The 21,097-nt window shown below is 71.0% G+C and carries 19 protein-coding genes; 9 read left to right on the top strand and 10 right to left on the bottom strand.

Annotation, left to right across the window (positions count from 1 at the left end; translation table 11 throughout):
- The 3 genes from AB0O48_RS14355 to AB0O48_RS14345 all read left to right on the top strand — a co-directional run bounded on the left by AB0O48_RS14355 (window position 1) and on the right by AB0O48_RS14345 (window position 3,433).
- Complete coding sequence (locus AB0O48_RS14355; RefSeq protein ID WP_357243483.1) at window positions 1-453, top strand: SCP2 sterol-binding domain-containing protein; 453 nt, start codon at window positions 1-3, stop codon at window positions 451-453.
- 1 nt (window position 454) lies between these two features.
- A complete protein-coding gene (locus tag AB0O48_RS14350) occupies window positions 455-1,669 on the top strand; it encodes an acyl-CoA dehydrogenase family protein (RefSeq protein WP_357243480.1) in 1,215 nt (404 codons plus the stop codon).
- A 201-nt stretch (window positions 1,670-1,870) separates the two neighbouring features.
- The gene (locus tag AB0O48_RS14345) at window positions 1,871-3,433 is read left to right on the top strand and encodes an AMP-binding protein (protein WP_365065687.1); all 1,563 of its coding nucleotides are present in this window, start codon (window positions 1,871-1,873) and stop codon (window positions 3,431-3,433) included.
- 55 nt (window positions 3,434-3,488) lie between these two features.
- On the opposite strand, the gene AB0O48_RS14340 is transcribed toward AB0O48_RS14345, so the two are convergent.
- The 5 genes from AB0O48_RS14340 to AB0O48_RS14320 form a co-directional block, all read right to left on the bottom strand.
- The gene (locus AB0O48_RS14340; protein ID WP_365065684.1) at window positions 3,489-4,700 is read right to left on the bottom strand and encodes a hypothetical protein; all 1,212 of its coding nucleotides are present in this window, start codon (window positions 4,698-4,700) and stop codon (window positions 3,489-3,491) included.
- A 2-nt stretch (window positions 4,701-4,702) separates the two neighbouring features.
- Window positions 4,703-5,287 (bottom strand): SigE family RNA polymerase sigma factor, encoded by a 585-nt coding sequence (locus AB0O48_RS14335; protein WP_357243469.1) that lies wholly within the window; start codon window positions 5,285-5,287, stop codon window positions 4,703-4,705.
- 425 nt (window positions 5,288-5,712) lie between these two features.
- The gene (gene purD, locus AB0O48_RS14330; RefSeq protein ID WP_357571672.1) at window positions 5,713-6,963 is read right to left on the bottom strand and encodes a phosphoribosylamine--glycine ligase; all 1,251 of its coding nucleotides are present in this window, start codon (window positions 6,961-6,963) and stop codon (window positions 5,713-5,715) included.
- A gap of 152 nt (window positions 6,964-7,115) precedes the next feature.
- Complete coding sequence (locus AB0O48_RS14325; RefSeq protein WP_357244129.1) at window positions 7,116-7,685, bottom strand: hypothetical protein; 570 nt, start codon at window positions 7,683-7,685, stop codon at window positions 7,116-7,118.
- Between the two features lie 576 nt (window positions 7,686-8,261).
- Window positions 8,262-9,551 (bottom strand): adenylosuccinate synthase, encoded by a 1,290-nt coding sequence (locus tag AB0O48_RS14320; RefSeq protein ID WP_357571671.1) that lies wholly within the window; start codon window positions 9,549-9,551, stop codon window positions 8,262-8,264.
- Window positions 9,552-9,675: 124 nt separating this feature from the next.
- Between AB0O48_RS14320 and AB0O48_RS14315 the strand changes: the two genes are divergently transcribed.
- Together AB0O48_RS14315 and AB0O48_RS14310 are read left to right on the top strand one after the other, a co-directional pair.
- Window positions 9,676-10,689: a diacylglycerol kinase family protein gene (locus AB0O48_RS14315; RefSeq protein ID WP_365065679.1), complete on the top strand. Its 1,014-nt coding sequence runs from the start codon at window positions 9,676-9,678 to the stop codon at window positions 10,687-10,689.
- A 93-nt stretch (window positions 10,690-10,782) separates the two neighbouring features.
- Window positions 10,783-12,816, top strand: a complete 2,034-nt coding sequence (locus tag AB0O48_RS14310) for a chromosome partitioning protein (RefSeq protein ID WP_365065676.1) — start codon at window positions 10,783-10,785, stop codon at window positions 12,814-12,816.
- Window positions 12,817-12,861: 45 nt separating this feature from the next.
- Here AB0O48_RS14310 and AB0O48_RS14305 read toward each other — a convergent pair whose 3' ends face one another.
- Window positions 12,862-13,290 carry a DUF3151 domain-containing protein gene (locus AB0O48_RS14305; protein WP_357243455.1) on the bottom strand — a complete coding sequence of 143 codons (429 nt, stop codon included), beginning with the start codon at window positions 13,288-13,290 and terminating at the stop codon, window positions 12,862-12,864.
- A gap of 249 nt (window positions 13,291-13,539) precedes the next feature.
- On the opposite strand from AB0O48_RS14305, the gene AB0O48_RS14300 reads away from it, so the two are divergent.
- On the top strand, window positions 13,540-14,733 hold the full coding sequence (locus AB0O48_RS14300) for a hypothetical protein (protein WP_365065671.1): 1,194 nt from the start codon (window positions 13,540-13,542) through the stop codon (window positions 14,731-14,733).
- Window positions 14,734-14,786: 53 nt separating this feature from the next.
- On the opposite strand, the gene fbaA is transcribed toward AB0O48_RS14300, so the two are convergent.
- Window positions 14,787-15,812, bottom strand: a complete 1,026-nt coding sequence (gene fbaA, locus AB0O48_RS14295) for a class II fructose-bisphosphate aldolase (protein ID WP_357243449.1) — start codon at window positions 15,810-15,812, stop codon at window positions 14,787-14,789.
- A 136-nt stretch (window positions 15,813-15,948) separates the two neighbouring features.
- Window positions 15,949-16,332 (bottom strand): phage holin family protein, encoded by a 384-nt coding sequence (locus tag AB0O48_RS14290; RefSeq protein WP_357243446.1) that lies wholly within the window; start codon window positions 16,330-16,332, stop codon window positions 15,949-15,951.
- A 125-nt stretch (window positions 16,333-16,457) separates the two neighbouring features.
- On the opposite strand from AB0O48_RS14290, the gene AB0O48_RS14285 reads away from it, so the two are divergent.
- Entirely contained in the window at window positions 16,458-16,670 is a 213-nt protein-coding gene (locus AB0O48_RS14285; RefSeq protein ID WP_357243443.1) for a hypothetical protein, read from the top strand.
- Window positions 16,671-16,674: 4 nt separating this feature from the next.
- On the opposite strand, the gene AB0O48_RS14280 is transcribed toward AB0O48_RS14285, so the two are convergent.
- Window positions 16,675-17,739 (bottom strand): LCP family protein, encoded by a 1,065-nt coding sequence (locus tag AB0O48_RS14280; protein WP_365065666.1) that lies wholly within the window; start codon window positions 17,737-17,739, stop codon window positions 16,675-16,677.
- Window positions 17,740-17,741: 2 nt separating this feature from the next.
- Complete coding sequence (locus tag AB0O48_RS14275; RefSeq protein ID WP_357243436.1) at window positions 17,742-18,221, bottom strand: SigE family RNA polymerase sigma factor; 480 nt, start codon at window positions 18,219-18,221, stop codon at window positions 17,742-17,744.
- Window positions 18,222-18,401: 180 nt separating this feature from the next.
- On the opposite strand from AB0O48_RS14275, the gene AB0O48_RS14270 reads away from it, so the two are divergent.
- A complete protein-coding gene (locus AB0O48_RS14270; RefSeq protein ID WP_365065662.1) occupies window positions 18,402-20,081 on the top strand; it encodes an LPXTG cell wall anchor domain-containing protein in 1,680 nt (559 codons plus the stop codon).
- Between the two features lie 128 nt (window positions 20,082-20,209).
- Window positions 20,210-21,031 (top strand): DedA family protein, encoded by an 822-nt coding sequence (locus AB0O48_RS14265; RefSeq protein ID WP_357243430.1) that lies wholly within the window; start codon window positions 20,210-20,212, stop codon window positions 21,029-21,031.
- Window positions 21,032-21,097: the final 66 nt, after the last annotated feature.

The following is a 21,097-nucleotide window of genomic DNA, read 5'->3' as shown; positions in this document are numbered from 1 at the left end:
ATGACTGACTTCGACCCGGCCACCTTCGCCAACGTCGGCCCCAAGGAGTTCGCCCAGCTGGTCAAGTCCACCCCGGACGACAAGATCGCCCAGGTGATGTCCGGTGACCTGCGCGGCAAGGTGCTCGGCGAGGTGTTCGGCCGGATGCCGTCGCTGTTCCGCGCCGACCGGGCCGGCTCCACCAACGCGGTCATCCACTGGGTCATCACCGGTCGCCCCGACGGCGGCAACGACACCTACGAGGTGGTCATCGCCGACGGCACGTGCGTGGTGAACGAGACCCCGCAGCACGACCCGAAGCTGAGCCTGACCATGGGCCCGGTCGAGTTCCTGAAGATCGTCTCCGGTGGCGCCAACCCGGTGATGATGTTCATGACCGGCAAGCTGAAGGCGAAGGGCGACCTCGGCCTCGCCGCCAACATCGCCAACCTGTTCGACATCCCCAAGGCCTGACATGGCCGAGTTCTCGCTCGACCTGAACGAGGAACAGCGGGATCTGCGCGACTGGGTGCACGGCTTCGCCGCCGAGGTCGTGCGCCCGGCCGCCGCCGAGTGGGACGAGCGCGAGGAAACCCCGTGGCCGGTGATCCAGGAGGCCGCGAAGGTCGGCCTCTACGGCTTCGAGTTCCTCGCCACCTGCTGGGCCGACCCGACCGGGCTCTCCCTGCCGATCGCCAGCGAGGAACTCTTCTGGGGTGACGCCGGCATCGGCCTCTCCATCTTCGGCACCTCGCTCGCCGTCGCCGCCATCTACGGCACCGGCACGCCGGACCAGCTGGTCGAGTGGGTGCCGCAGTGCTTCGGCGACGTCGACTCACCCGCCGTCGCCGCGTTCTGCTCCAGCGAGCCGGAGGCCGGCTCCGACGTCGGCGCGATGCGCACCCGGGCCGTCTACGACGAGGCCACCGACGAGTGGGTGCTCAACGGCCAGAAGGCGTACGCCACGAACGGTGGGATCGCCGGCGTGCACGTCGTCACCGCCTCCGTCGACCCCGCGCTCGGCTCCCGCGGCCAGGCCGCATTCGTCGTACCCCCGGGCACCCCCGGCCTGGCCGCCACCCGCAAGCTGCGCAAACTCGGCCTGCGCGCGTCCCACACCGCCGACGTCTTCCTCGACGGGGTACGTGTGCCCGGCCGCTGCCTGCTCGGCGGACGAGACGCCCTGCTGGCACGCCTCGACCGGGCCCGCTCCGGTCAGCGGGCCACCGGGCAGGCCGCGATGCGCACCTTCGAACTGACCCGACCCACCGTCGGCGCGCAGGCGCTCGGTGTGGCGCGGGCCGCCTACGAGTACGCCCTGGACTACGCGAAGGACCGGGTCCAGTTCGGACGGCCGATCATCGAGAACCAGGCCGTCGCGTTCGCACTCGCCGACATGCGGATGGAGATCGACGCAGCCCGGCTGCTGGTCTGGCGTGCCTCGTGGATGGGCCGCAACAACCGCCCGTTCACGGCGGGCGAGGGATCGATGTCCAAGCTCAAGGCCGGCGAGGTCGCGGTGTCGGTCACCGAGAAGGCGGTGCAGCTACTCGGCGGTGCCGGTTTCCTGCGCGATCACCCGGTGGAGCGCTGGTACCGCGACGCCAAGATCTACACCATCTTCGAGGGCACCTCCGAGATCCAGCGACTGGTCATCTCCCGCGCGATCTCCGGGACGCAGATCCGCTGACTCGGCGGAGGCGGGCGTCGAGGCCGCGGGATTCACATACCGCGGCCGCCACCGGATTCCACGATCTGTGCCGTGTTCGTCACCCCACACGGACGTGAACTGGGCCTTCCGCCGGACCCAGTGCATGATCAAGGACGACGCCCTGACGGACGGGGAAGATCCGCTGCCCTGTCCGCGCACCACCCCGAGGAGGTCTGCGGCATGGACCTGCCGTTCATCATCGCCACGCTGACCCGCCGTGGACTGCTCACCCCCGGCAGCCCCGTCCGGGTCGCCGCGCAGCTCAACGCGTTGCGGACGTGGGGATGGAGCCTGGGCGGCGAGTTGCGCCAGGCAGCCGCCCGGGACCCCGGCCGGACGGCGGTCATCGACGAGAACGGCGTCGAGCTGACGTACCACGATCTGCTCGACCGGGCCGAGCGGATGGCCCGCTCGATGCGGGCGGGCCTCGGCGTCCAGGCCGGTGACCGGATCGGTGTGCTCTGCCGCAACCATCACGGGCTGATCGAGACGATCGTCGCGGCCACCCTGCTCGGCGTCGACGCCGTGCTGGTCAACACCGGGCTCTCCGCCGCCCAACTGGGCACCGTCACCGAGGAGCAGCGGCTGCGGCTGCTGGTGCACGACGACGAGTTCGCCGAGCGGGTCCTCGGCCTCCCCGCCGAACTACCCCGCCTCGACGAACGAGGCCGCGAGGAACTGGTCGCCGGGGCGCTGCCGGGTGACCTACAGCCGCCGGAGCGGGACGGCCGGATCATCGTGCTCACGTCCGGCACGACAGGTGCGCCCAAGGGCGCCCGCCGACCCACGCCGAGCGGCTTCGGCCCGCTGGTGTCCATCATCGACCGCATCCCGCTGCACGCCCGGGACCGGGTGATGATCGCGGCACCGATCTTCCACACCTGGGGGTTCGCCGCCCTCCAGGTCTGTTTCGCGTTGCGGGCCACCATCGTGCTGCACCGGCGCTTCGACCCGGTCGCCACGCTCACCGCCCTGACCGCGCACAGGTGTGACGCGCTGTTCGCCGTACCGGTGATGGTGCAGCGGCTCCTGGAGGTGCCCGCGCCCGACCCGCGCCCCCCGCTCAAGGTCGTCGCGGTCAGCGGTTCCGCCCTGCCCGGCGGGCTCGCTCCGAGGTTCATGGACGTCTACGGCGACGTCCTGTTCAACCTCTACGGCTCCACCGAGGTCTCCTGGGCCTCCCTCGCGGCTCCCCAGGATCTGCGCCAGGCACCCACCACGGCCGGCCGACCACCCCACGGCACCCGGCTGGAGTTGCTCGACGACAACGGGCAGCCGGTGCCGCCCGGCCAGGTCGGGCGGATCTTCGTCGGCAACGAGATGCTCTTCGAGGGGTACACCTCCGGTGCCAGCCGGGAGACCCACGACGGCCTGCTCGACACCGGTGACCTCGGCCGACTCAACCCCGACGGGCTGCTCTTCGTCGACGGACGAGCCGACGACATGATCGTCTCCGGTGGGGAGAACGTCTTCCCGTCCGAGGTGGAGGACCTGCTCGCCCAACTGCCCCAGGTCCGCGAGGCGGCCGTGATCGGCGTGCCGGACGCGGAGTACGGCCAGCGGCTCTCCGCGTTCCTCGCCCTGCACCCGGGTGAGACGCTCGACCCCGAGGCGGTACGCGAGTACGTCCGGCACTACCTGGCCCGATTCTCCGTTCCCCGGGACGTGATCCTCGTGAAATACCTGCCCCGGAACGCCACCGGCAAGGTGCTCAGCCGAGAGCTACGCCGCTACTACGGCTGACCGCCCCGGAACCGCCGGCGAGAACCGGTGAATTCCGGGGCGGTGACCGAGCCCGTCAGTCGACCATCAGCGAGGGCCGCCAGTCCTGCCTGGCCCCGGTGAGGTCGAGGCGCTGGAACAGGCCCTTCGTGCCCTGCTCATCGAGCGTGCCGCGGTGCGCGTCGATGCGGACCACCATCCCCCGCACGTCAATCACATCCAGCCTCTCCAACCCGCTCGGATCAGCGGCAGCGTAGAAGGCCGCCTGATGACCGTCGATGGTGGTGTTCGGCGGCTCGTGCAACAGCTTCCCGTTCAACTCGGCCCGAATCTTGTCGGTCATCTCGACGTACGGGGAGAAGCCGACGTCCAGCGTCTTCGACCACTGCGTACCGGGGCTCGCGGTGGCGGGTTCGGCGCTGTACATGACGTTGGCGTACCACCGCCAGCCGTCCGGGGTCAGTGGCCCCTGAACCGTGGCATTGATCAGCCGCAGGTTCTGCGGCACCCCCCTTACCTGGGCCGGCATCTTCACCCGCTCGGTCGTACTGAACCTGAGCTTCTGCGCCACGTGCAGGGCGATCTCGCGGGCGTCCTGCCCCTCCGCCCAGGGTGCGACATCGACCTCGGCCCAGCCGTCCGGGGCGTACTGCCAGCGGAGGGAGAGCCGGTCAGTGCCGTCGACGTCGTACTGGGTGAAGGTCGCCGCCGCGCCCCGCACATCGGGCGCGGGCGCCGTGCTCACGACGGGTGCCCGTTGGTCAATGCCCATGACCTGCGGCGCCTGCGGCGTCACCCCCTTCGGGTAGAGATCGACCGAAACTCCCGCCCAGTTCTGCGGATCGCCGCCACTCCCGCTCAGAGAGACACCCAGACCAAGAGGCGACACACCCGCCGAGTAACTCAGCCTGGCCAGGCCCGACGGCAACCAACCGAACCGCATGTACTGAACGGTCGGGTCGATCGTCTCCAAGGCGGCCGGGATCCGGGACGTGTCGGGCGACGGCACCTTCCCGGTGTACGGCTCCAGCGGAGCCAGAGCGCCGAACAGGTTCAGTGACGACGGCGTCGCCGACGGCGACCCGTCCGGCGGCGCGACCAGGCCCGGCACCGTGACGGCACCGACGACCACCGCGACCACCGCCAGTGCGGCGCCCGCACTGCGCACGTACCAGCGCTGCCGCCGCCCGGCGGTCATCGCCCGTTCGATGTTCACCACGGCGGACGGTGTCTCGGCCGCCTCGACCTCGGCGCGCATCAAGCGCGCCACATCCATTTCGTCGATCATTGTCAACTCCCGTGGGCCCACGCGTTGGTCGGCGTGCCACTCGCCTTGCCGGTCTGCATGGCGGTCGGCACGTCGTTTCGGACGGGGGCGAGCAGTCCTCGCAGCGTCGCCAACCCCTTGGCGGTCTGGCTCTTGACGGTGCCCGGCGCGCAGCCCAGCGCCTGTGCCGTCTCCTCCACCGTCAGGTCCTGAAAGAACCGCAGCACCAGGACGGCCCGCTGCCGCGGCGCGACCTGGCGCAGCGCCGCAACCAGATCGAGCCGCTCCGTGGCATCCGGGGCGGTCGGTGCGGGCCGCTCCGGTAGCAGGTCGGTGAGCAGCACCCGAGCCCAGCCGCGTCGCCGCTCGTCGATCAACCGCCGCATCAACATCGTTCGAACCAGCGCATTCAGGCTGTCGGCCCGCCGAGCCCGGGGCCAGTTGCGGTACAGCTCGGTGAGCACCCGCTGCACGATGTCGTCGCCCTGATGCCAGTCACCGCACATCAGGTACGCCGTCCGGCGCCACTGCGGCAGACCAGCGCGAACGCACTCGGTGTAGTCCGCGTCGGCCGCGGACCGTTCGACCGATCTCCGGCTCAGCGGCATCCTCGGACCTGTCCTCCCACCGGCCACCAACAGCACGGTGATCGTCCGCAAACCCGCATCTCCACTCCTCCCGTCGCTGTGCCTCCGACACCGCTAAGTCGTGGCCCGAGCAACGCCGGGTTGCCCCACGGGGGCGACAACCTCACCAGACGGGCTCATCCACCCCTTCGGTCGGCACGCTGGACGAGGAGGGTGGTGTTGGACTGTCGGCGGGCCGGGTGGTGGCAGATCGTGCACGGGCTCCGGGTGTCGTGCGGCGGCACCGGAGCGTGGCGAACATCCTGGCCGCGCGCACGCCGATCCGCTCCGCCGGCACGGAGGCATCGAGCTACGGCCCGGAACCGGGGGTCGGATCCTCCATCAGCCCGACCGCCCCTGCGGACGTTCGCGGTGAGAGGCAGGCACCCGCCCACCGATGCGGGGAGTCAGCTCGGGATCGTGATCCGGCCGTCGATCGCGGCGGCGGCGATGTCGGTGCGGTGCTGCGAGCCGGCCAACTCCACGCCGTCCACCAGCGCGTACGCGGCATCCCGCGCGGCGGCCAGGTCGGGGCCGGTGGCCGTACCGCAGAGGACCCGGCCTCCGGCGGAGAGCAACGCGCCGTCGCTGGCCCGGCGGGCGGTGCCCGCGTGGATGATGCCCGGTCGGTCCGCGCCGGTGATCACGTCGCCGGTGTGCGGCGCGGCCGGGTAGCCCGGAGCGGCGAGCACCACGGTGACCGCGCTGCCGTCCCGCCACCGCAGCGGCGGATGCTCGGCAAGCGTGCCGGTGGCCGCCGCGCGCAGCAGCCCGCCCAGCGGGGTCTCCAGGAGCGCGAGCACCACCTGCGTCTCCGGGTCACCGAAGCGCGCGTTGAACTCGATCACCCGAGGGCCGGCTGCGGTGATCGCGAGCCCGACGTAGAGCAGGCCGGCGAACGGGGTGCCCCGACGGCGCATCTCGGCCAGGGTCGGGTGGACCACGTCACGCATGACCTCGTCGACCAGGCCGGCGGGGGTCCAGGCCAGCGGTGCGTACGCGCCCATGCCGCCGGTGTTCGGTCCGGTGTCGCCGTCGCCGAGCCGCTTGAAGTCCTGCGCCGGCAGCAGCGGCAGGGCCGCCTCGCCGTCGGTGACCACGAAGAGGCTGACCTCCGGGCCGTCGAGGAACTCCTCGATCACGACCCGTCCGCAGTCGGCGGCGTGCGCCAGGGCGGCGGACCGGTCGTCGGTCACCACCACACCCTTGCCGGCGGCGAGACCGTCGTCCTTCACCACGTACGGGGCACCGAACGCGTCGAGCGCCCGGGCGGTGCTCTCCGCGTCCGTGCAGACGTACGCTCGGGCGGTCGGCACGCCGGCGGCGGTCATCACGTCCTTGGCGAACGCCTTGGAGCCCTCCAACTGGGCGGCCGCACCGGAGGGGCCGAACACGGCGATCCCCTTGGCGCGTAGCGCGTCGGCGACCCCGGCGACCAGCGGCGCCTCCGGGCCGATCACCACCAGGTCGGCGGCTGTCTCCACGGCCAGCGCCGCGACCGCGGCCGGATCCGTCGGAGTCACGGTCCGCAGCTCAGCCACCGCGCCGATCCCCGGGTTGCCCGGCGCAGCAATCAGCGCCGAAACAGCCGGATCGCGCACCAACCCGAGCGCGAGCGCATGCTCCCGCCCGCCACCACCCACCAAAAGAACGCGCACGACCCCGCATCCTACTGCCCACCGCTCCAACCCCCGCGGACCGCCATCCGCCCACCCCCGACCACCCTCCGCCACCCTCCGCCACCCTCCGCCCGCTGGTGATCAAGAGGTTTGCGTCAGGCATCGACCTGTTTCTGACCCAAACCTCTTGATCACGGACGCGAGAGTCGGGCCGCCGTGATCGCCTGGCGGACGGTCCAGGGGATGTAGTCGGGGCGCAGGGTGTCCTGCCAGGTGAAGCGGAGAATCGTCCGGCCGGCGTTGACCATTCGGTTCTGGCGGCGGCGGTCGGCGAAGGCCGCCTCCGGCGTGCCGTGGGCGTCACGACCGTCGGCCTCCGCAATCACTCTCGGGCCACGCCACCCGAGGTCGCCGACTCCGAGCAGGTATCCGTCGTTGTCACGGACCTCCAACTGCAGCGTGTCTGGCGACACCCGCCCGTCCACGCACCGCAATCGTGTGCGGGTCTCGAGCGGCGACTGGGCACGCCCGTCTGCCTCAGCCAGACAGGATCGTGCCGTGACCGCACCTCGTCGCCCCCGAATCAGGTTCGGGATCACGTCCAGGTGCGCCGGGGTGATGCGGCCCCGGTTCAGCGCCGAGTCGAGGATCGAGACGGCCGAAAAACGATCAACCCGGAGAATGGCGTCCGAGACCGTGCGGAGCGGAGCGGTCACGCGAACGCCCGCGACCTCCCCTATCTCGCCGGGGGCGACGGTCACCTGGTGGACGACCAGCCACGGTGCCAGGACGCGCTGAGGCCGCGGTCGATCGACCGGAACCGAGACATGAACGTCTGGACTCCGGCGAAGACCAGCGATGTCGTGCAACTCCAGCGCGGTGTCCAGGACGGCGAAGGCGCCCGGTCCGAGGCTTACGACCGCCGCCCGAATCCGCGCTCGCCGCAGTGTCGAATCACTCGGCTGCGCGTCCGGCAGGAAGCAGCCGCGCAGAAGCCGTTGCCACCTGCCGGACCGATGCAACTGCCGGACTTGGTCCCTGGTCAGTCCGGCGCGCAACGCCTGCGCCAGAGTGACCATCCCGTCCTGCCGGGCCGCGACGTCGCGCAGTAGCTGGTGTGCTCGCACACCAACACCCTGCCCACCGACCCAACCCCATCAAAGCCCCTGTGGACAACCCCCACCACCCTGTGGATAACCCTAGTACCCGACCCCTCCCCCACTCCCTCCCCGCTGCCCCTCGTGATCAAGAGGTTTGCGTCAATTCCGCGCCGAATACTGACGGAAACTTCTTGATCACCGGCGCCAGGGGGGGGGTGGGGTGGGTGGTGGGTTGGGTTAGGGGAGGAGGGGGTGGAGGACTACGTTTTCTTCTCGGCCTGGGCCTACGCCTACGACGCTCACCCTCGTGTTGCAGAGTTCTTCGACCCTCGCGATGTAGCGGCGGGCGTTCTCCGGGAGGTCGTCGATGGTGCGGGCCTTGGTGATGTCCTCCCACCAGCCGTCGAGCTCCTCGTAGACGGGCGTGGCGTGGTGGAAGTCCGTCTGGCTCATCGGCATGTCGTCGACCCGGACGCCGTTGATCTCGTAGCCGACGCAGAGCGGCACCTTGGGCAGGCCGGTGAGCACGTCCAGCTTGGTGATGACCAGGTCGGTTACACCGTTGAGGCGGCAGGCGTACCGGGCGACGACCGCGTCGAACCACCCGCACCGGCGCTCCCGCCCGGTGGTCGTGCCGTACTCCGCACCGATCTTGCGCAGGTGATCGCCGTTGGCGTCGAACAACTCGGTCGGGAACGGCCCCGCGCCCACCCGGGTGGTGTACGCCTTGCTCACCGCGATCACCTTGTTGATCGCGGTGGGCGGGATGCCGGCACCCACGCAGGCACCACCGGCGGTCGGGTTCGACGAGGTCACGAAGGGGTACGTGCCGTGATCCATGTCGAGCATGGTGGCCTGCGCACCCTCCAGGAGCACCGTGTCGCCGCGGTCCAGGGCGTCCCAGAGCATCGCCCGGGTCTCCGCGATGTACGGCTTGAGCCGCTCGGCGTACGCCAGGTACTCCTCGACGGTCGCCTCGAGGTCGATCGCCTTGCGGTTGTAGACCTTGAACAGGATCTGGTTCTTCTCACGCAGGGCTAGTTCCAGCTTCTTGCGCAGGATGCCCGGGTCGAGCAGGTCCTGCAGCCGGATGCCGATCCGGGCGACCTTGTCGCCGTACGCCGGGCCGATGCCCCGGCCGGTGGTGCCGATGCGCGACGAGCCGAGGTAGCGCTCGATCACCCGGTCCAGTGCCCGGTGGTGCGGCATGATCAGGTGCGCGTCACCGGAGATCCGCAGCCGGGAAACGTCGACGCCGCGCTCGGCCAGGCCGTCGATCTCGGCGAGCAGCACCTTCGGATCGACCACCACACCGTTGCCGATGACGATCATCGCGTTCGGTGAGAGCGCGCCGGACGGCATCAGGTGCAGCGCGTATTTCTGGCCGTCCGGGGTGATCACCGTGTGCCCGGCGTTGTTGCCGCCGGAGTAGCGCACGACGTAGTCGACCCGCTCACCCAGCAGGTCGGTAACCTTGCCCTTGCCCTCGTCGCCCCACTGAGCGCCGATGAGCACGATCGCTGGCATCTTTTCCGCCTCCAGAAGGCTCGGGTGCCAGGTGGCGACCGCTCGGCGAGCCCGGGGTGTCAGGTTAACAAGTAGTGACGGCGTGGCCGGCAGGGGTCGCGTCGAGAGGCAGGAGGCTCCTTCCGTGTACGACGTGGTGCTGCTCACCCTCGGTTCGGAGCGGGACGCTCCCGGGGGCTGTGGCAGCGGTGGGGCCTGCTGCGGCGGCGCGACCGAGTCCGCAACCGACCCGACGAAGCAGACCGACAGCGAGCAGTGCGCCACCGAGCGGCCCCGGGTGCCGGTGCTGGCCTGCTCGGACGCGCTGATCGCCAGGGGTGCCCAGGTGGAGATGGTCACCGCCCGCTCCGACGCGGAGATCGACGCGGTGTTGGCCCGGCTCGACGGTCCGGCCCGCCCGGACGGTCTCACCTGGCCCGACCTGGACGGCAAGACCCGGCTGGTCGTCGCCACGGCGAGCGACGGGCAGTTGCGCGCCGTGCTGCGCCGACTGGTCCGGCGGTACGCGCCGGCGCCGAGCAGAAGACCGGCGGATCTGCCCGGCAACCGGACCCTGCCCGACCTGCCGCCGGTGGCCGTACTCCCGCTCGATCCGGCCCGTGGCGGCACCCACCAGGACCTGGCCGCGCAGCTCGGGCTGCCGCGCGACCCGGCGGCGGTGGCCGAGGCGGTGGTGGACGGCACGGCGCGCCGACTCGATCTGCTGCGCAACGACGGTGGCTCGGTGACCCTGGACGGCGCGTTGCTCGGCGCCGCCGACGACGACGGACGGCCGATGCACTGGCGGGCCCGGGTGGAGGTGGACGACACCGTCCTCACCAACGGCGACGAACCGCTGCTGGCCTGCGTGGTCGGCAACGCCGGCGGGTACGCGACGCTCGACGACGTCGTGCTGCTGACCGCGCCGGACCCGACCGACGGCCAGATCGAGGTCGCGGTGGCCGTGCCGGTGGTCATCCGCTCGGCGTTGGGCCGTAAACGGGTCCGCCTGGAGGTGCGGCGAGCCCGTGGACGGGCCGTTTCGGTGCTGCCCCGGGAGGGGAAGATCCCCTATCTCGACGACGGTGTCGAGGCTGAGCTGACCCGAAAGCGTTCCTGGTGGATCGAGCCGGGTGCCTGGGCGGTCTGGTCGATCTGACCCTGCGGTCGCGCCGAGCGGCGGCGCGGCTGCGCCGACGGCCCCGCCTGGGTGGATGGGCCTATCCTCGCAGGAGGACTGGGAGGGGCCGTAATGGACGAGAATGCCGACCGGGCGCAGGTGCACGGCCAGCAGCCGGTGCCGGAGCGAGACATCGAACCACTCTGGCCACCGGATCCGGCCGACCGCGGCACGGGTAACGCGGTGCCGCCGTGGGCGGCGGGCGCCCAACAGCCGGGCGCGCCGGGGCCGGTGACGCCGCCGGTGGACGTGCCGCCGTTCAGCCGGCCGCCGGTGCCCGGGCAGCCCGGGGCCCCGGCCCAGCCGCCGCCTTCACCGTCCGACTACCCGTCGCTCTCCGGTGCCGTTCCGGCGCCCGGCGGTTGGGGCGCCGGCGGCCCGAACGCCGCCACGTCCGGCTGGGCGCCGCCGCAGCCGGGTTGGCCGCCGCCGGCTGACTCGGCGGCACCGCCGGTCCCGGGCCTTCCACCGAACCCTGGCACGCCGGCGGGACCGGGCACGCCAGTGGCACCCGGCACGCCCGAACCGAGCGCCCCCGGCGCGGCCGGGACGGCGCAGCCGCCGGTCGCACCGCCGATCCCCCCGGGAGGCGTCGACCTGAACCTGCCGTTCACCCTGGATCACTCCACCGCGGCCCCGACGCCCACCGACCGCCCGAACGGCACAACCCGAACCTCGGCCGACCCGCCAGCGGCCGGACCCGCAGCGGCAGGGCCGGCACCCGAGGTCGACGGGGCCGGCGGCGACGGATCCGTTGGCGGGGTGGGACGGCCCACCGAGTCACCCTGGGCCTATCCGCCGCAACGCCCCGCGTCCCACGACGCCACGGCGACGCCGCCGCCTCCCGCGCCGCCCGTACCGCAGCCGCCGCACCCCGGTCCCGGTCCGGCGTACCCGGCCCCGCCGGTGATCCCCGGTCAGGCCGGTCCCGGGTACATCCCGCCGCCGCCGGACCTGACGCAGTTCGGCAACCCGCCGCAGCAGGGCGGGCCGGTGGCCCCACCGCCCGGGCCGTATCCGCCGTCTCCGGGTTGGTACCCACCGCCGTGGCAACAGGGCGCGCCAGGCGTCCAGCCCGGGCAGCCCTATCCGGAGGCCGACGGCGTGACCCGGATGCCCGGCACCGGGTACCCGGACGCGTCCGCGTACCCGGACGCGAGCTGGGCGTCGGAGGACACCGCGGTACCGACCGCCGAGGACTTCAGCCGACGCCGACAGGTCCGGCCCGCCGACCCGATGGCGACGATGGGTGTCCGCGCGGTGGTCAACAAGATGGGGCTGCTCCGGCTCTCTCCCGGCCGGCACGAGCAGGAGCTGAAGCGGGACATCGAGATGGTGCGCCGCAACTTCGGCGGGCTGCGGCAGGTGACCGTGGTCAACCCGAAGGGCGGCGCCGGTAAGACGGTGGCCATCCTGCTGCTCGCCATGACGTTCGGTCAGAAGCGTGGTGGCTACGTGCTGGCCTGGGACAACAACGAGACCCAGGGCACCCTGGGGATGCGGGCCCAGCAGGACTTCCACTCTCGCACCGTGCGGGACATGCTGCGGGATCTCGGGCAGTTCCAGGGCGCGCACGGGCGGGTCGGTGACCTGTCGCAGTACGTCCGCTCGCAGGGCGAGGGCATGTTCGACGTGCTGGCCTCGGACGAGTCGGCCACCGGCGGCGAGATGCTGACCGCTGCCGCGTTCGCCGAGATCCGCGAGGTGGTCAGCCGGTTCTACAAGTTGATCTTTGTGGACACCGGCAACAACGTGCGGGCGCAGAACTGGCAGGCGTCGATGGACGCCACCGACCAGTTGGTGGTCACCATGTCGGCCCGTAACGACTCGGCGGAGACGGCCGCCCGGATGCTCGACCACCTGGAGCAGAGCGGCCGGCAGCGGCTGGTCCGCCAGGCCGTGACCGTGGTGTCGATGCCACCGTCCCGCAAGGAGATCGACCTGCCGGCCATCCAGGAGCACTTCGCGGCCCGCACCCGGGCGGTGCTGCTGGCCCCGTACGAGCGGCTCATCGACACGGGTGAGCCGATCCGGTACGGCGGGCTCTCCGCGGCCACCCGGGACGCCTGGTTGAAGATCGCCGCCTCGGTCGCCGAAGGGCTGTGAACCGCCGACGGCCGGCCCGATGTCGGGCCGGCCGTCGGATCGGGGTCAGGTGCTCGCGAGCGCGTCCGCCGCTTCCGGGTCGCAGTCACGCAGGAACTGGGCGCAGCGGGCCGCCTCGTCGGCCTCGCCGATCTCGTCCGCGGCTCGGGACAGCACGTAGAGGCAGCGGAGGAAGCCCCGGTTGGGCTCGTGTGACCACGGCACCGGGCCGTGCCCCTTCCACCCGCTGCGGCGCAGCTGGTCGAGGCCACGGTGGTAGCCGGTGCGCGCGTACGCGTACGCCGTCACCACCTGGTCCTGTGCGAACGACCGGGCGGCGAGCTCCGCCCAGGCCGCGCTGTAGGTGGGGAAGCCGGCCGCCACGGTGGCGAGCGCCTCCTCGGTGCCGGCCTCCTCGGCGGCAGCCAGGGCGGCGTCGGCCTCGTCGTTCGCGGGCAGGCGGGTGGCCGGTGGCTCTGGCAAAAGGTTCTGCATCGCCCCATTCAACCCGCTGGACAGGGCGACACGCGAGCGGGTCGGCCGACGCGTTCGGCTGAACGGCTGAGGAGTTGGTCACGCCTGCGGCCTATGCCGCTGCCATGTGTTTTCCACTACAACTAATGGTCCGGAGCCTCCCCAGGAACCGGTAACGCAGGAGCCCGGTGGCCACGGTCACCGGGCTCCTGTCGGTCGCACCCCAGGCCCGAGGTTTGCCCGCCCCCGGCGGACGGGCAGGATGGCCGGGTGCCGACCCCACCTCCCGCGGACGTCATCGAGCCGCACCTGCACGCCGACGAGATCCAGACCCGCGACGAGTTCGACAGTCAGTTGGCCACCGGCCGACTGACCGGGCTGACCGTGCAGGGCCTGCGCCTCGACCTGGCGCCGGTGCCCGATCTCACCGGCATCGAGGTCGCCGGCACGCTCTTCGTGGGCTGCCGGTTCGCCTCCCGGGACGTCGGGGCCGACCTGGTCCGGCGCGGCGCGAACGTGGTGCCGCCGTTTTCCGGGTTGCCGTACCCGACCCAGCCGTCGCACCTCTACACCCCGGAGGAGTTGGCCGCCGGCTTCGCCGAGGGCGGGTTCACCGGCATGTACGACACCCGGGTGTACGACCACTACCGGGCGCACGGCGGCGCGATGCCGGACGTCAAGGAGGCGCTGGGTCAGCGGCTGCACGACCACGGCGTGGACAACGCGTTGACCGACGCCACCCGGGCCTGGCTGACCCGACACGGGCCGCAGTCGGTGGTGGGCATCATGGGTGGGCACGCGGTGCGGCGTGGCAGCCCGCCGTACCGGATGGCTGCCGTGCTGGGTTGGGAACTGGCGCGGGCCGACCGGCTGGTGGTGACCGGTGGCGGTCCGGGGGTGATGGAGGCGGCGAATCTCGGCGCCTACCTGGCGGACCGGCCGGCGACCGAGTTGACCGAGGCGATCGACCTGCTGGCCGACGCCCCCGACTTCACCGACCACCACCGCTACACGGCCACGGCGTTGGCGGTGCGGCAGCGCTACGCGGGCGTGCCCCGGCAACGTGGTGACGACCTCGCCTGGGCACGGGCCGGCGGCCTGGCCATCCCGACCTGGCTGTACGGGCACGAGCCGGCGAACCTGTTCGCCGGGCGGATCGCCAAGTACTTCTCCAACGCGATCCGGGAGGACACCATCCTGCGACTCGCCCGTGGTGGGATCGTCTTCGCGCCGGGGCGTGCCGGCACGGTGCAGGAGGTGTTCCAGGCGGCCACCAAGACCTACTACGGCACCGACGGCGCCAGCGGCGCGTACATCTTCCTGGACCGCGGCTACTGGACCACCGAGCTGCCGGTGGAGGCGTTGTTGCGTCCACTGCTGGCCGCGTCGCCGTTCGGTGACCTGTCGTCGACGATCCACCTCACCGACGACGTACGCGAGGCCGTCCGCCTGCTCACCGCGTGAACGACGACGGCCGGCTCCCCGCGAGGGGAAGCCGGCCGTTCGTGGATGCGTCGTTACTTGGTCATCGTGGTGCCGGTCGAGCGCAGGTCCTCGCACGCCTGGACGACACGGGCGGCCAGGCCGGCCTCGGCGGCCTTGCCCCACGCGCGCGGGTCGTACTGCTTCTTGTTGCCGACCTCGCCATCGATCTTCAGCACGCCGTCGTAGTTGCGCAGCATGTGGTCCGCGACGGGGCGGGTGAAGGCGTACTGGGTGTCGGTGTCGATGTTCATCTTCACCACGCCGTAGTCGAGAGCCTCACGGATCTCGCTCAGCAGGGAGCCGGAGCCGCCGTGGAAGACCAGGCTGAGCGGCTTGTCCTTGCCGTACTTGGCGCCGACGGCCTCCTGGATCTGGTTGAGGATCTCCGGACGCAGCTTGACGTTGCCCGGCTTGTAGACGCCGTGCACGTTGCCGAAGGTCAGCGCCGCCATGTAGCGGCCCTTCTCGCCGAGGCCGAGCGCCTCGACCATGGCCAGGCCGTCATCGGTGGTGGTGTAGAGCTTGTCGTTGATGGCGTTCTCGACGCCGTCCTCCTCGCCACCGACGACGCCGACCTCGATCTCAAGGACGATCTTGCCCTTGGCGGCCTCGTCGAGGAGCTGGGCGGCGATCTGGAGGTTCTCCGCGACCGGCACGGCCGAGCCGTCCCACATGTGCGACTGGTACAGCGGCTCCTCGCCGCGCTTCACCCGCTCCTGCGAGATGGCCATCAGCGGACGGACGAACCCGTCCAGCTTGTCCTTCGGGCAGTGGTCGGTGTGCAGGGCGATGTTGACCGAGTACTTCTTGGCCACCTCGTGCGCGTACGCGGCGAACGCCACCGCGCCGGTGACCATGTCCTTGATCGAGGGGCCGGAAAGGTACTCGGCGCCACCGGTGGAGACCTGGATGATGCCGTCGCTCTCCGCGTCGGCGAAGCCCTTGAGCGCCGCGTTCAGCGTCTGCGAGGAGGTCACGTTGATCGCGGGGTACGCGTACCGGCCAGCCTTGGCGCGGTCCAGCATCTCCGCGTAGGCCTCGGGGGAAGCGATGGGCATGTGATGCGCTCCTTACTTACCACTCTCGGCCGTGCTGGCCGCTGTTGTTCACCTGTGCGCCGGACCGCGCTGTCCTCCGCCCGGCAGTATCCCGTAGGTGGGGTGTGCCGGAACAACCGACCCGGGTGCTAGCCGTTCATCGGCGGTCCAGGTTGTCCGGCACGATGACGCTGATCAGCCAGGTGACCACTGTCATCACGATGGCGCCCCAGAACGCCGCCCAGAAACCGTCCACCTCGAACGGCAGGTCGAGCCCCCGGGCGATCCGGTCGGTGAGCAGGAACAGCAGGGCGTTGACCACAAGCGCGAACAGGCCCAGGGTCAACAGGTAGAACACGCAGCCGAGCACCCGGATGATCGGTTTGAGCACCGCGTTGACCACACCGAAGATCAGCGCCACCACGATCAGGGTGAGCACGGTGTTGCCACCCGAGCGGCCGTGCACGTCGACCCCGGGCACGATCAGCGTGGTTATCCACAGAGCGACCGCGGTGATCGCCAGTCGGATGAGAAAGCCCACCGCACCATCCTGGCACCGGGTCGCGTCGCCGAGGGCTGATTCCGCCTACTCCGCTTCCGGGCGCGGTGCCCGCCCACCCCGTACGGTGGGTGGGAACCGTGCCCCGAGACCCCCCGGGAGGGACGATGGGTCAGCCCGTTGAGGACTTCACCCCCGGCGACCACCTCGCCCCGGACGAGCGCAACCCCGAGGCGGAGCCGGCGGACGCCGTCGAGCAGGCCACCTCGGCCGTCCCGCTGGACGGTGACGGAGCGCCGCAGCGCGGCCTGGAAGTCGACGACTGGGACGCGATGGAGCAGGCCCGGGTGGTCACCGGGGACGAGGACGACTACCGCTGAGCGTTCAGCGAGCGCCGTCCACCAGCTTCGGGTGGCGGCCCACCCAGTCGCCGAGCCGATCCTCGCGCAGCGCGGTCAGGAACTCCGGGGCGAGCTTCGGGTCCGCCTCCAGATAGTGGCCGGGCCCGGTCGACTCGTTCGCCGGCAGGCTGAGCCCGACCGGTTCCAACGAGCGCAGCGTCGGGATGAGCCTCATCAGGTCCAGCATGGTGGCCTCACCCGGTGACACGGCGAGGTCCGGCCCGACGGTGCTCAGCAGCTTGGCCAGTCGTACCGGATTGGTCAGCAGGCCCTGGTCGGAGGCCGAACGCACCAGCGCGGTGGCGAAGATCCGGGCATTGCGGTCGCGGTCCTGGCTGCCCTCGGGCAGCCCGTAGCGCTGGCGGAGCAGGTCGACCGCGGCGGCGCCGTCGAGACGCTGACACGCGGCCGGGAACACCCGCCGGGTGTGGGCCGACCGCACCTGCTCAGGCAGGCAGACCGGCACCCCGCCCACCTCGTTGGTCAGCGACCGCAGAGCGGAGTACGTCAACACCACACCGGTGTCGATGCGGACACCGGTCAGGTTCGCCACCGTCTGCCGGGTCAGCTCGTAGCCTTTGGCCAGGTCCGTCGACCCATAGCCTGCGCCGAACGCGAACGCCGCGTTCAGTTTGTCGCTGTCGTGACCGGGGATCGGCACCCTCAGGTCGCGGGGCAGTGAGATCAGGTACGGGCGGCTGCGGTCGGCCGGGAGGTGCAGCAGCAGTACCGAGTCGGCCAGCGGCGGAGCCGACGTGCGACTGTCGATGCCGAGCAGCAGGACGGTCACCGGACCCGTCGCCAATGGCCGATCCGACGCTCCGATCAGGTCGGCGGTCGGCGGCGTTCCGGCGCGTTCCGGGGTGAACAGCGGCACCCCGACGCCGAGTACGCCGAGCACGGCCAGGGCCACGCCACCGGCCTGCCAGCGACGCCGACGCTGCCGGCGACGTGCCGCCAGCCGGTCGATCGCGGCCCGCAGTGGGCCGGTCGGCGGGGTCAGCGGCTCGTGCCTGCCGAAGGCGGCACGCAGGTCGTCCTCAATCATGTTCACGCCTCCACGTACTCGGCCCGGAGCGTGGCCAGGGCCCGGGAGATGGACGAACGTACGGTCCCGACGGCACAGCCGAGGATGTCGGCGATCTCCGCGTCGGGTAGGTCCTCGTAGTAGCGCAGCACCAGGGTGGCCCGCTGCCGGCGCGGCAGCCGGGACAGCCAGGACCAGATCTGGTCCCGGTCCACAGCGGTCTGCGTGTGGTCGGTGGGCACCGGCACCGTCGCGTCGGCCTCCCCGCGCAGCAGCACCCGGCGGACCCAGGAGCCGCGCCGCCAGTCGACGTACTGGTTGGTGAGCATCCGGCGCACGTAGTGCTCGGGCGAGTCCGCCCGGGCGACCCGACGCCAGTTCAGTTGGACCCGGACCATGGTCTCCTGGACCAGATCCTGAGCCTGGTGCGGATCACCGGTGAGCATCACCGCGTACCGCAGTAGCGGGGCCAGCCGCGTGTCCGCGAACTCCTCGTACGTCACTGCACCTCCCGGGGCTCCTACCGCAGATGACGGAAGCGGACGGGCAGAACATTGCAGCGAGCGTGGTCAGCCTTTTGGATGATCTTGTTGGCCAGGTGGTTCCGAGGGGCTGCGTCCAGCCTTAACGGCTCCTTAAAATCCGCAGGCTCCACCTGAACCCCCAACTGGAGGAACCCCCTCATGCTCACCCACTCCGCCCGGCGCTGGCTCGCCGGACTGGGCGTAGCAGGCGCGTTCGTCGCAGCCTCCGCCACCCCGGCAGCCGCCGCCAAGGCTTCCTTCGACATCGTCACTCACGATCTGCTCGTCGCGCCCGGCCACCTGACCTACGGCTCCTTCTACGCCCAGTCGACCGGCAGCGAGTCCGAGCCGACGTTCGGTCGAACCTCGGTGGACGTCGACCTCTCCGCAGTCGCCGGCTTTGCCACGGTGGAGCCGACGTGGGGTTGGACCTGCGACGTTTCGCCAACCAAGCTGCACTGCGAGTCCGACATCGAGGATGGCCAGTCGCCCTCGTTCGACTACCTGGTCACGGCTGAGGACGACGCGAAACCAGGGCAGAAGGGCTCGTTGGCGATCAGCCTCACCGCCGGCGGCAAGACCGCCAAGGCGAAGGCCGACGTCAGCATCGCCGAAGGCGTGGACCTGGTGAGCGACCCGACCGTCGAGGCCAGCGGCGCTCCGGGCGGCAGCGCTGGCCTGCCGGGCATCGTTCGCAACGCCGGTGCGACCCGGGTCAGTGGTGCGGTCCTCGTCGTCCAGGCCGAGTACCTCGCCGCCTACGGCGGGGACTTCTCGAACTGCAGGTCGGACGAGTGGGGGATGACCACCTTCTGCACGTTCGACACGAAGATCGAGCCGGGTAGGTCGTACAAGCTCTCCGGGAACCTTCCCATCAAGGTCGCACCGGAGGCGCGTACCGGGGCCAAGTTCCCGGTCCTGCTGGACTGGTGGACCATTGCCGACTGGGAGTTGGCGTTCAAGGACTGGCACCTGGACGACGTCGCGCCAGGCAAGGGCGGCAGGCTTCGCCTGGTCGAGCAGTCGACGGAGCGCGCGCGGGCGCCGCAGACCGACCTCGAGAGGTGGAACAGCACCACCCTCGGGACCGTTCGGGTGACCGGCGACAACCACGCGGATCTGGCCGCCAACGGCGCGTCCGCGAGCGGCAGGAAGGGTGACGTGGTCACCGTCGCGCCGAGCTTCACCAACCATGGACCGGCCGTCGTCGAGTATCTGGGCCAGAGCACGCCGGGTATCCAACTCGCGGACCTGCCGGTCCGGATTTCCGTCCCGGCCGACACGACGGTGGTCGAGGCAGATTCCGAGTGCGTGCCATTCGCGCCGGAGAAGGAGTGGGATCCGTGGAACGCGGGTTGGGGTGAGCCGGGCGCCAAGGAGTACGCCTGCGCGGTCCTCGAGACCCCGAACGACAAGGACTTCAAGGGCTCGTACTCGTTCGCGCTCCGAATCGACAAGGTCGTCCCGGACGCCACGGGTGCCATCACTACCGTGCTGGCCGGCGACCCGAACAAGAGCAATGACACCGCCAAGATCATCATCAATCCGACCAGCACCGACGGCGGCAACAACGGCGGCGGTAACGGGAACGGCGGCGGCGACAACGGCGGCGGCAGCAACAACGGCACGGGTGGAAACGGCAACGGCGGCTCGGGCAACAACGGCACGGGCGCCGGCGGTAACGGCGGCACGGGCGGCGGCGACAGCGGTGACGGCGGCGGCCTGCCGGTCACCGGTCAGTCCACCGGACTGATCGCCGGCCTCGGCGCGTTGTTGCTCGCCGCGGGCGTCGGTGGCTATCTGGTGGCCAAGCGCCGCCGGACCCGCTTCGTCGCCTGACCGACTCCGCACCACAGGTGCCCCGCCCACCACCCGGTCGGCGGGGCACCGTCGTACGGACTCCACGACGCGGGCGGGTGGTGCGGGCCGGTCCGGCGCGGCTGGGACCTTGGGCTTCGGTACCCTTTGTGGCCGTGGACACAGCTGAGAAGACCCGCGCTCTCGTGGAGAGCGTCGCCCTGAACCCGCTCGATCCCAAGGATCTGTTGCAGACCTTCGGCCTGATCGGTGTGTGGGTGATCCTCTTCGCCGAAACTGGCCTGCTGGTGGGCTTCTTCTTCCCGGGCGACTCACTGCTGTTCCTCGCCGGCGTGGCCTCGTCGCCGGTGGCGGACGCGATCTTCGGTGACGGCACCCGTCTTTCCCTTGCCGGCCTGCTGATCGGCGGCCCGATCTGCGCGATCGTCGGCGCCCAGCTGGGGCACTGGCTCGGTTCCCGCTACGGCCGGCCGATGTTCGAGAAGCCGAACTCCCGGCTCTTCAAGAAGGAGTACGTGGAGAAGGCCGAGTACTACTTCCAGAAGTTCGGCCCGGCGAAGGCCGTGGTGCTGGCGCGCTTCATTCCGATCGTCCGGACGTTCCTCAACCCGGTGGCGGGCGCGCTCGGCATGCCGGCCCGGAAGTTCCTGCTCTGGAACATCGTCGGCGCGGTGCTCTGGGTGGACGGCATCCTGCTGATCGGCTACCTGCTGGCCGAGCAGATCTACGACGCCATCGGTGACAAGATCGACCGCTACATCCTGCCGGTGGTGGCCCTGATCATCCTGATCTCGGTGCTGCCGATCTTCTTCGAGTTCCTCCGCGACCGGCGTGCCCGCAAGCGCGGCGAGGCGGTCGCGGTGGTCGCGGCGGCCAGCGCCGCCGGCGCGGTGGAGGCAGCCCGCGAGGCGTTCGACCACGACCGGCACCAGCACGGCCGGCACCGCCCGGAGCACGGCCAAGACCACTGAGCCCACGTACGACGACGACGGCCGGCCCCTGGTGCGGGGGTCGGCCGTCGGCATGTCGGACCCGGC

Origin of the sequence: Micromonospora sp. NPDC085948 (genome assembly GCF_040686315.1) — a bacterium.
Lineage (GTDB): Bacteria > Actinomycetota > Actinomycetes > Mycobacteriales > Micromonosporaceae > Micromonospora.
This window is presented reverse-complemented; position numbering and strand designations above follow the sequence as displayed.

What these genes read in the sequence shown, in the direction of transcription:
- AB0O48_RS14355 (WP_357243483.1), top strand. Translation starts at nt 1, where the DNA reads ATGACTGACTTCGACCCGGCCACCTTCGCCAACGTCGGCCCCAAGGAG.
- AB0O48_RS14350 (WP_357243480.1), top strand. Translation starts at nt 455, where the DNA reads ATGGCCGAGTTCTCGCTCGACCTGAACGAGGAACAGCGGGATCTGCGC.
- AB0O48_RS14345 (WP_365065687.1), top strand. Translation starts at nt 1,871, where the DNA reads ATGGACCTGCCGTTCATCATCGCCACGCTGACCCGCCGTGGACTGCTC.
- AB0O48_RS14340 (WP_365065684.1), bottom strand. Translation starts at nt 4,700, where the DNA reads ATGATCGACGAAATGGATGTGGCGCGCTTGATGCGCGCCGAGGTCGAG.
- AB0O48_RS14335 (WP_357243469.1), bottom strand. Translation starts at nt 5,287, where the DNA reads ATGCCGCTGAGCCGGAGATCGGTCGAACGGTCCGCGGCCGACGCGGAC.
- AB0O48_RS14320 (WP_357571671.1), bottom strand. Translation starts at nt 9,551, where the DNA reads ATGCCAGCGATCGTGCTCATCGGCGCTCAGTGGGGCGACGAGGGCAAG.
- AB0O48_RS14310 (WP_365065676.1), top strand. Translation starts at nt 10,783, where the DNA reads ATGGACGAGAATGCCGACCGGGCGCAGGTGCACGGCCAGCAGCCGGTG.
- AB0O48_RS14305 (WP_357243455.1), bottom strand. Translation starts at nt 13,290, where the DNA reads ATGCAGAACCTTTTGCCAGAGCCACCGGCCACCCGCCTGCCCGCGAAC.
- fbaA (WP_357243449.1), bottom strand. Translation starts at nt 15,812, where the DNA reads ATGCCCATCGCTTCCCCCGAGGCCTACGCGGAGATGCTGGACCGCGCC.
- AB0O48_RS14285 (WP_357243443.1), top strand. Translation starts at nt 16,458, where the DNA reads ATGGGTCAGCCCGTTGAGGACTTCACCCCCGGCGACCACCTCGCCCCG.
- AB0O48_RS14280 (WP_365065666.1), bottom strand. Translation starts at nt 17,739, where the DNA reads ATGATTGAGGACGACCTGCGTGCCGCCTTCGGCAGGCACGAGCCGCTG.
- AB0O48_RS14270 (WP_365065662.1), top strand. Translation starts at nt 18,402, where the DNA reads ATGCTCACCCACTCCGCCCGGCGCTGGCTCGCCGGACTGGGCGTAGCA.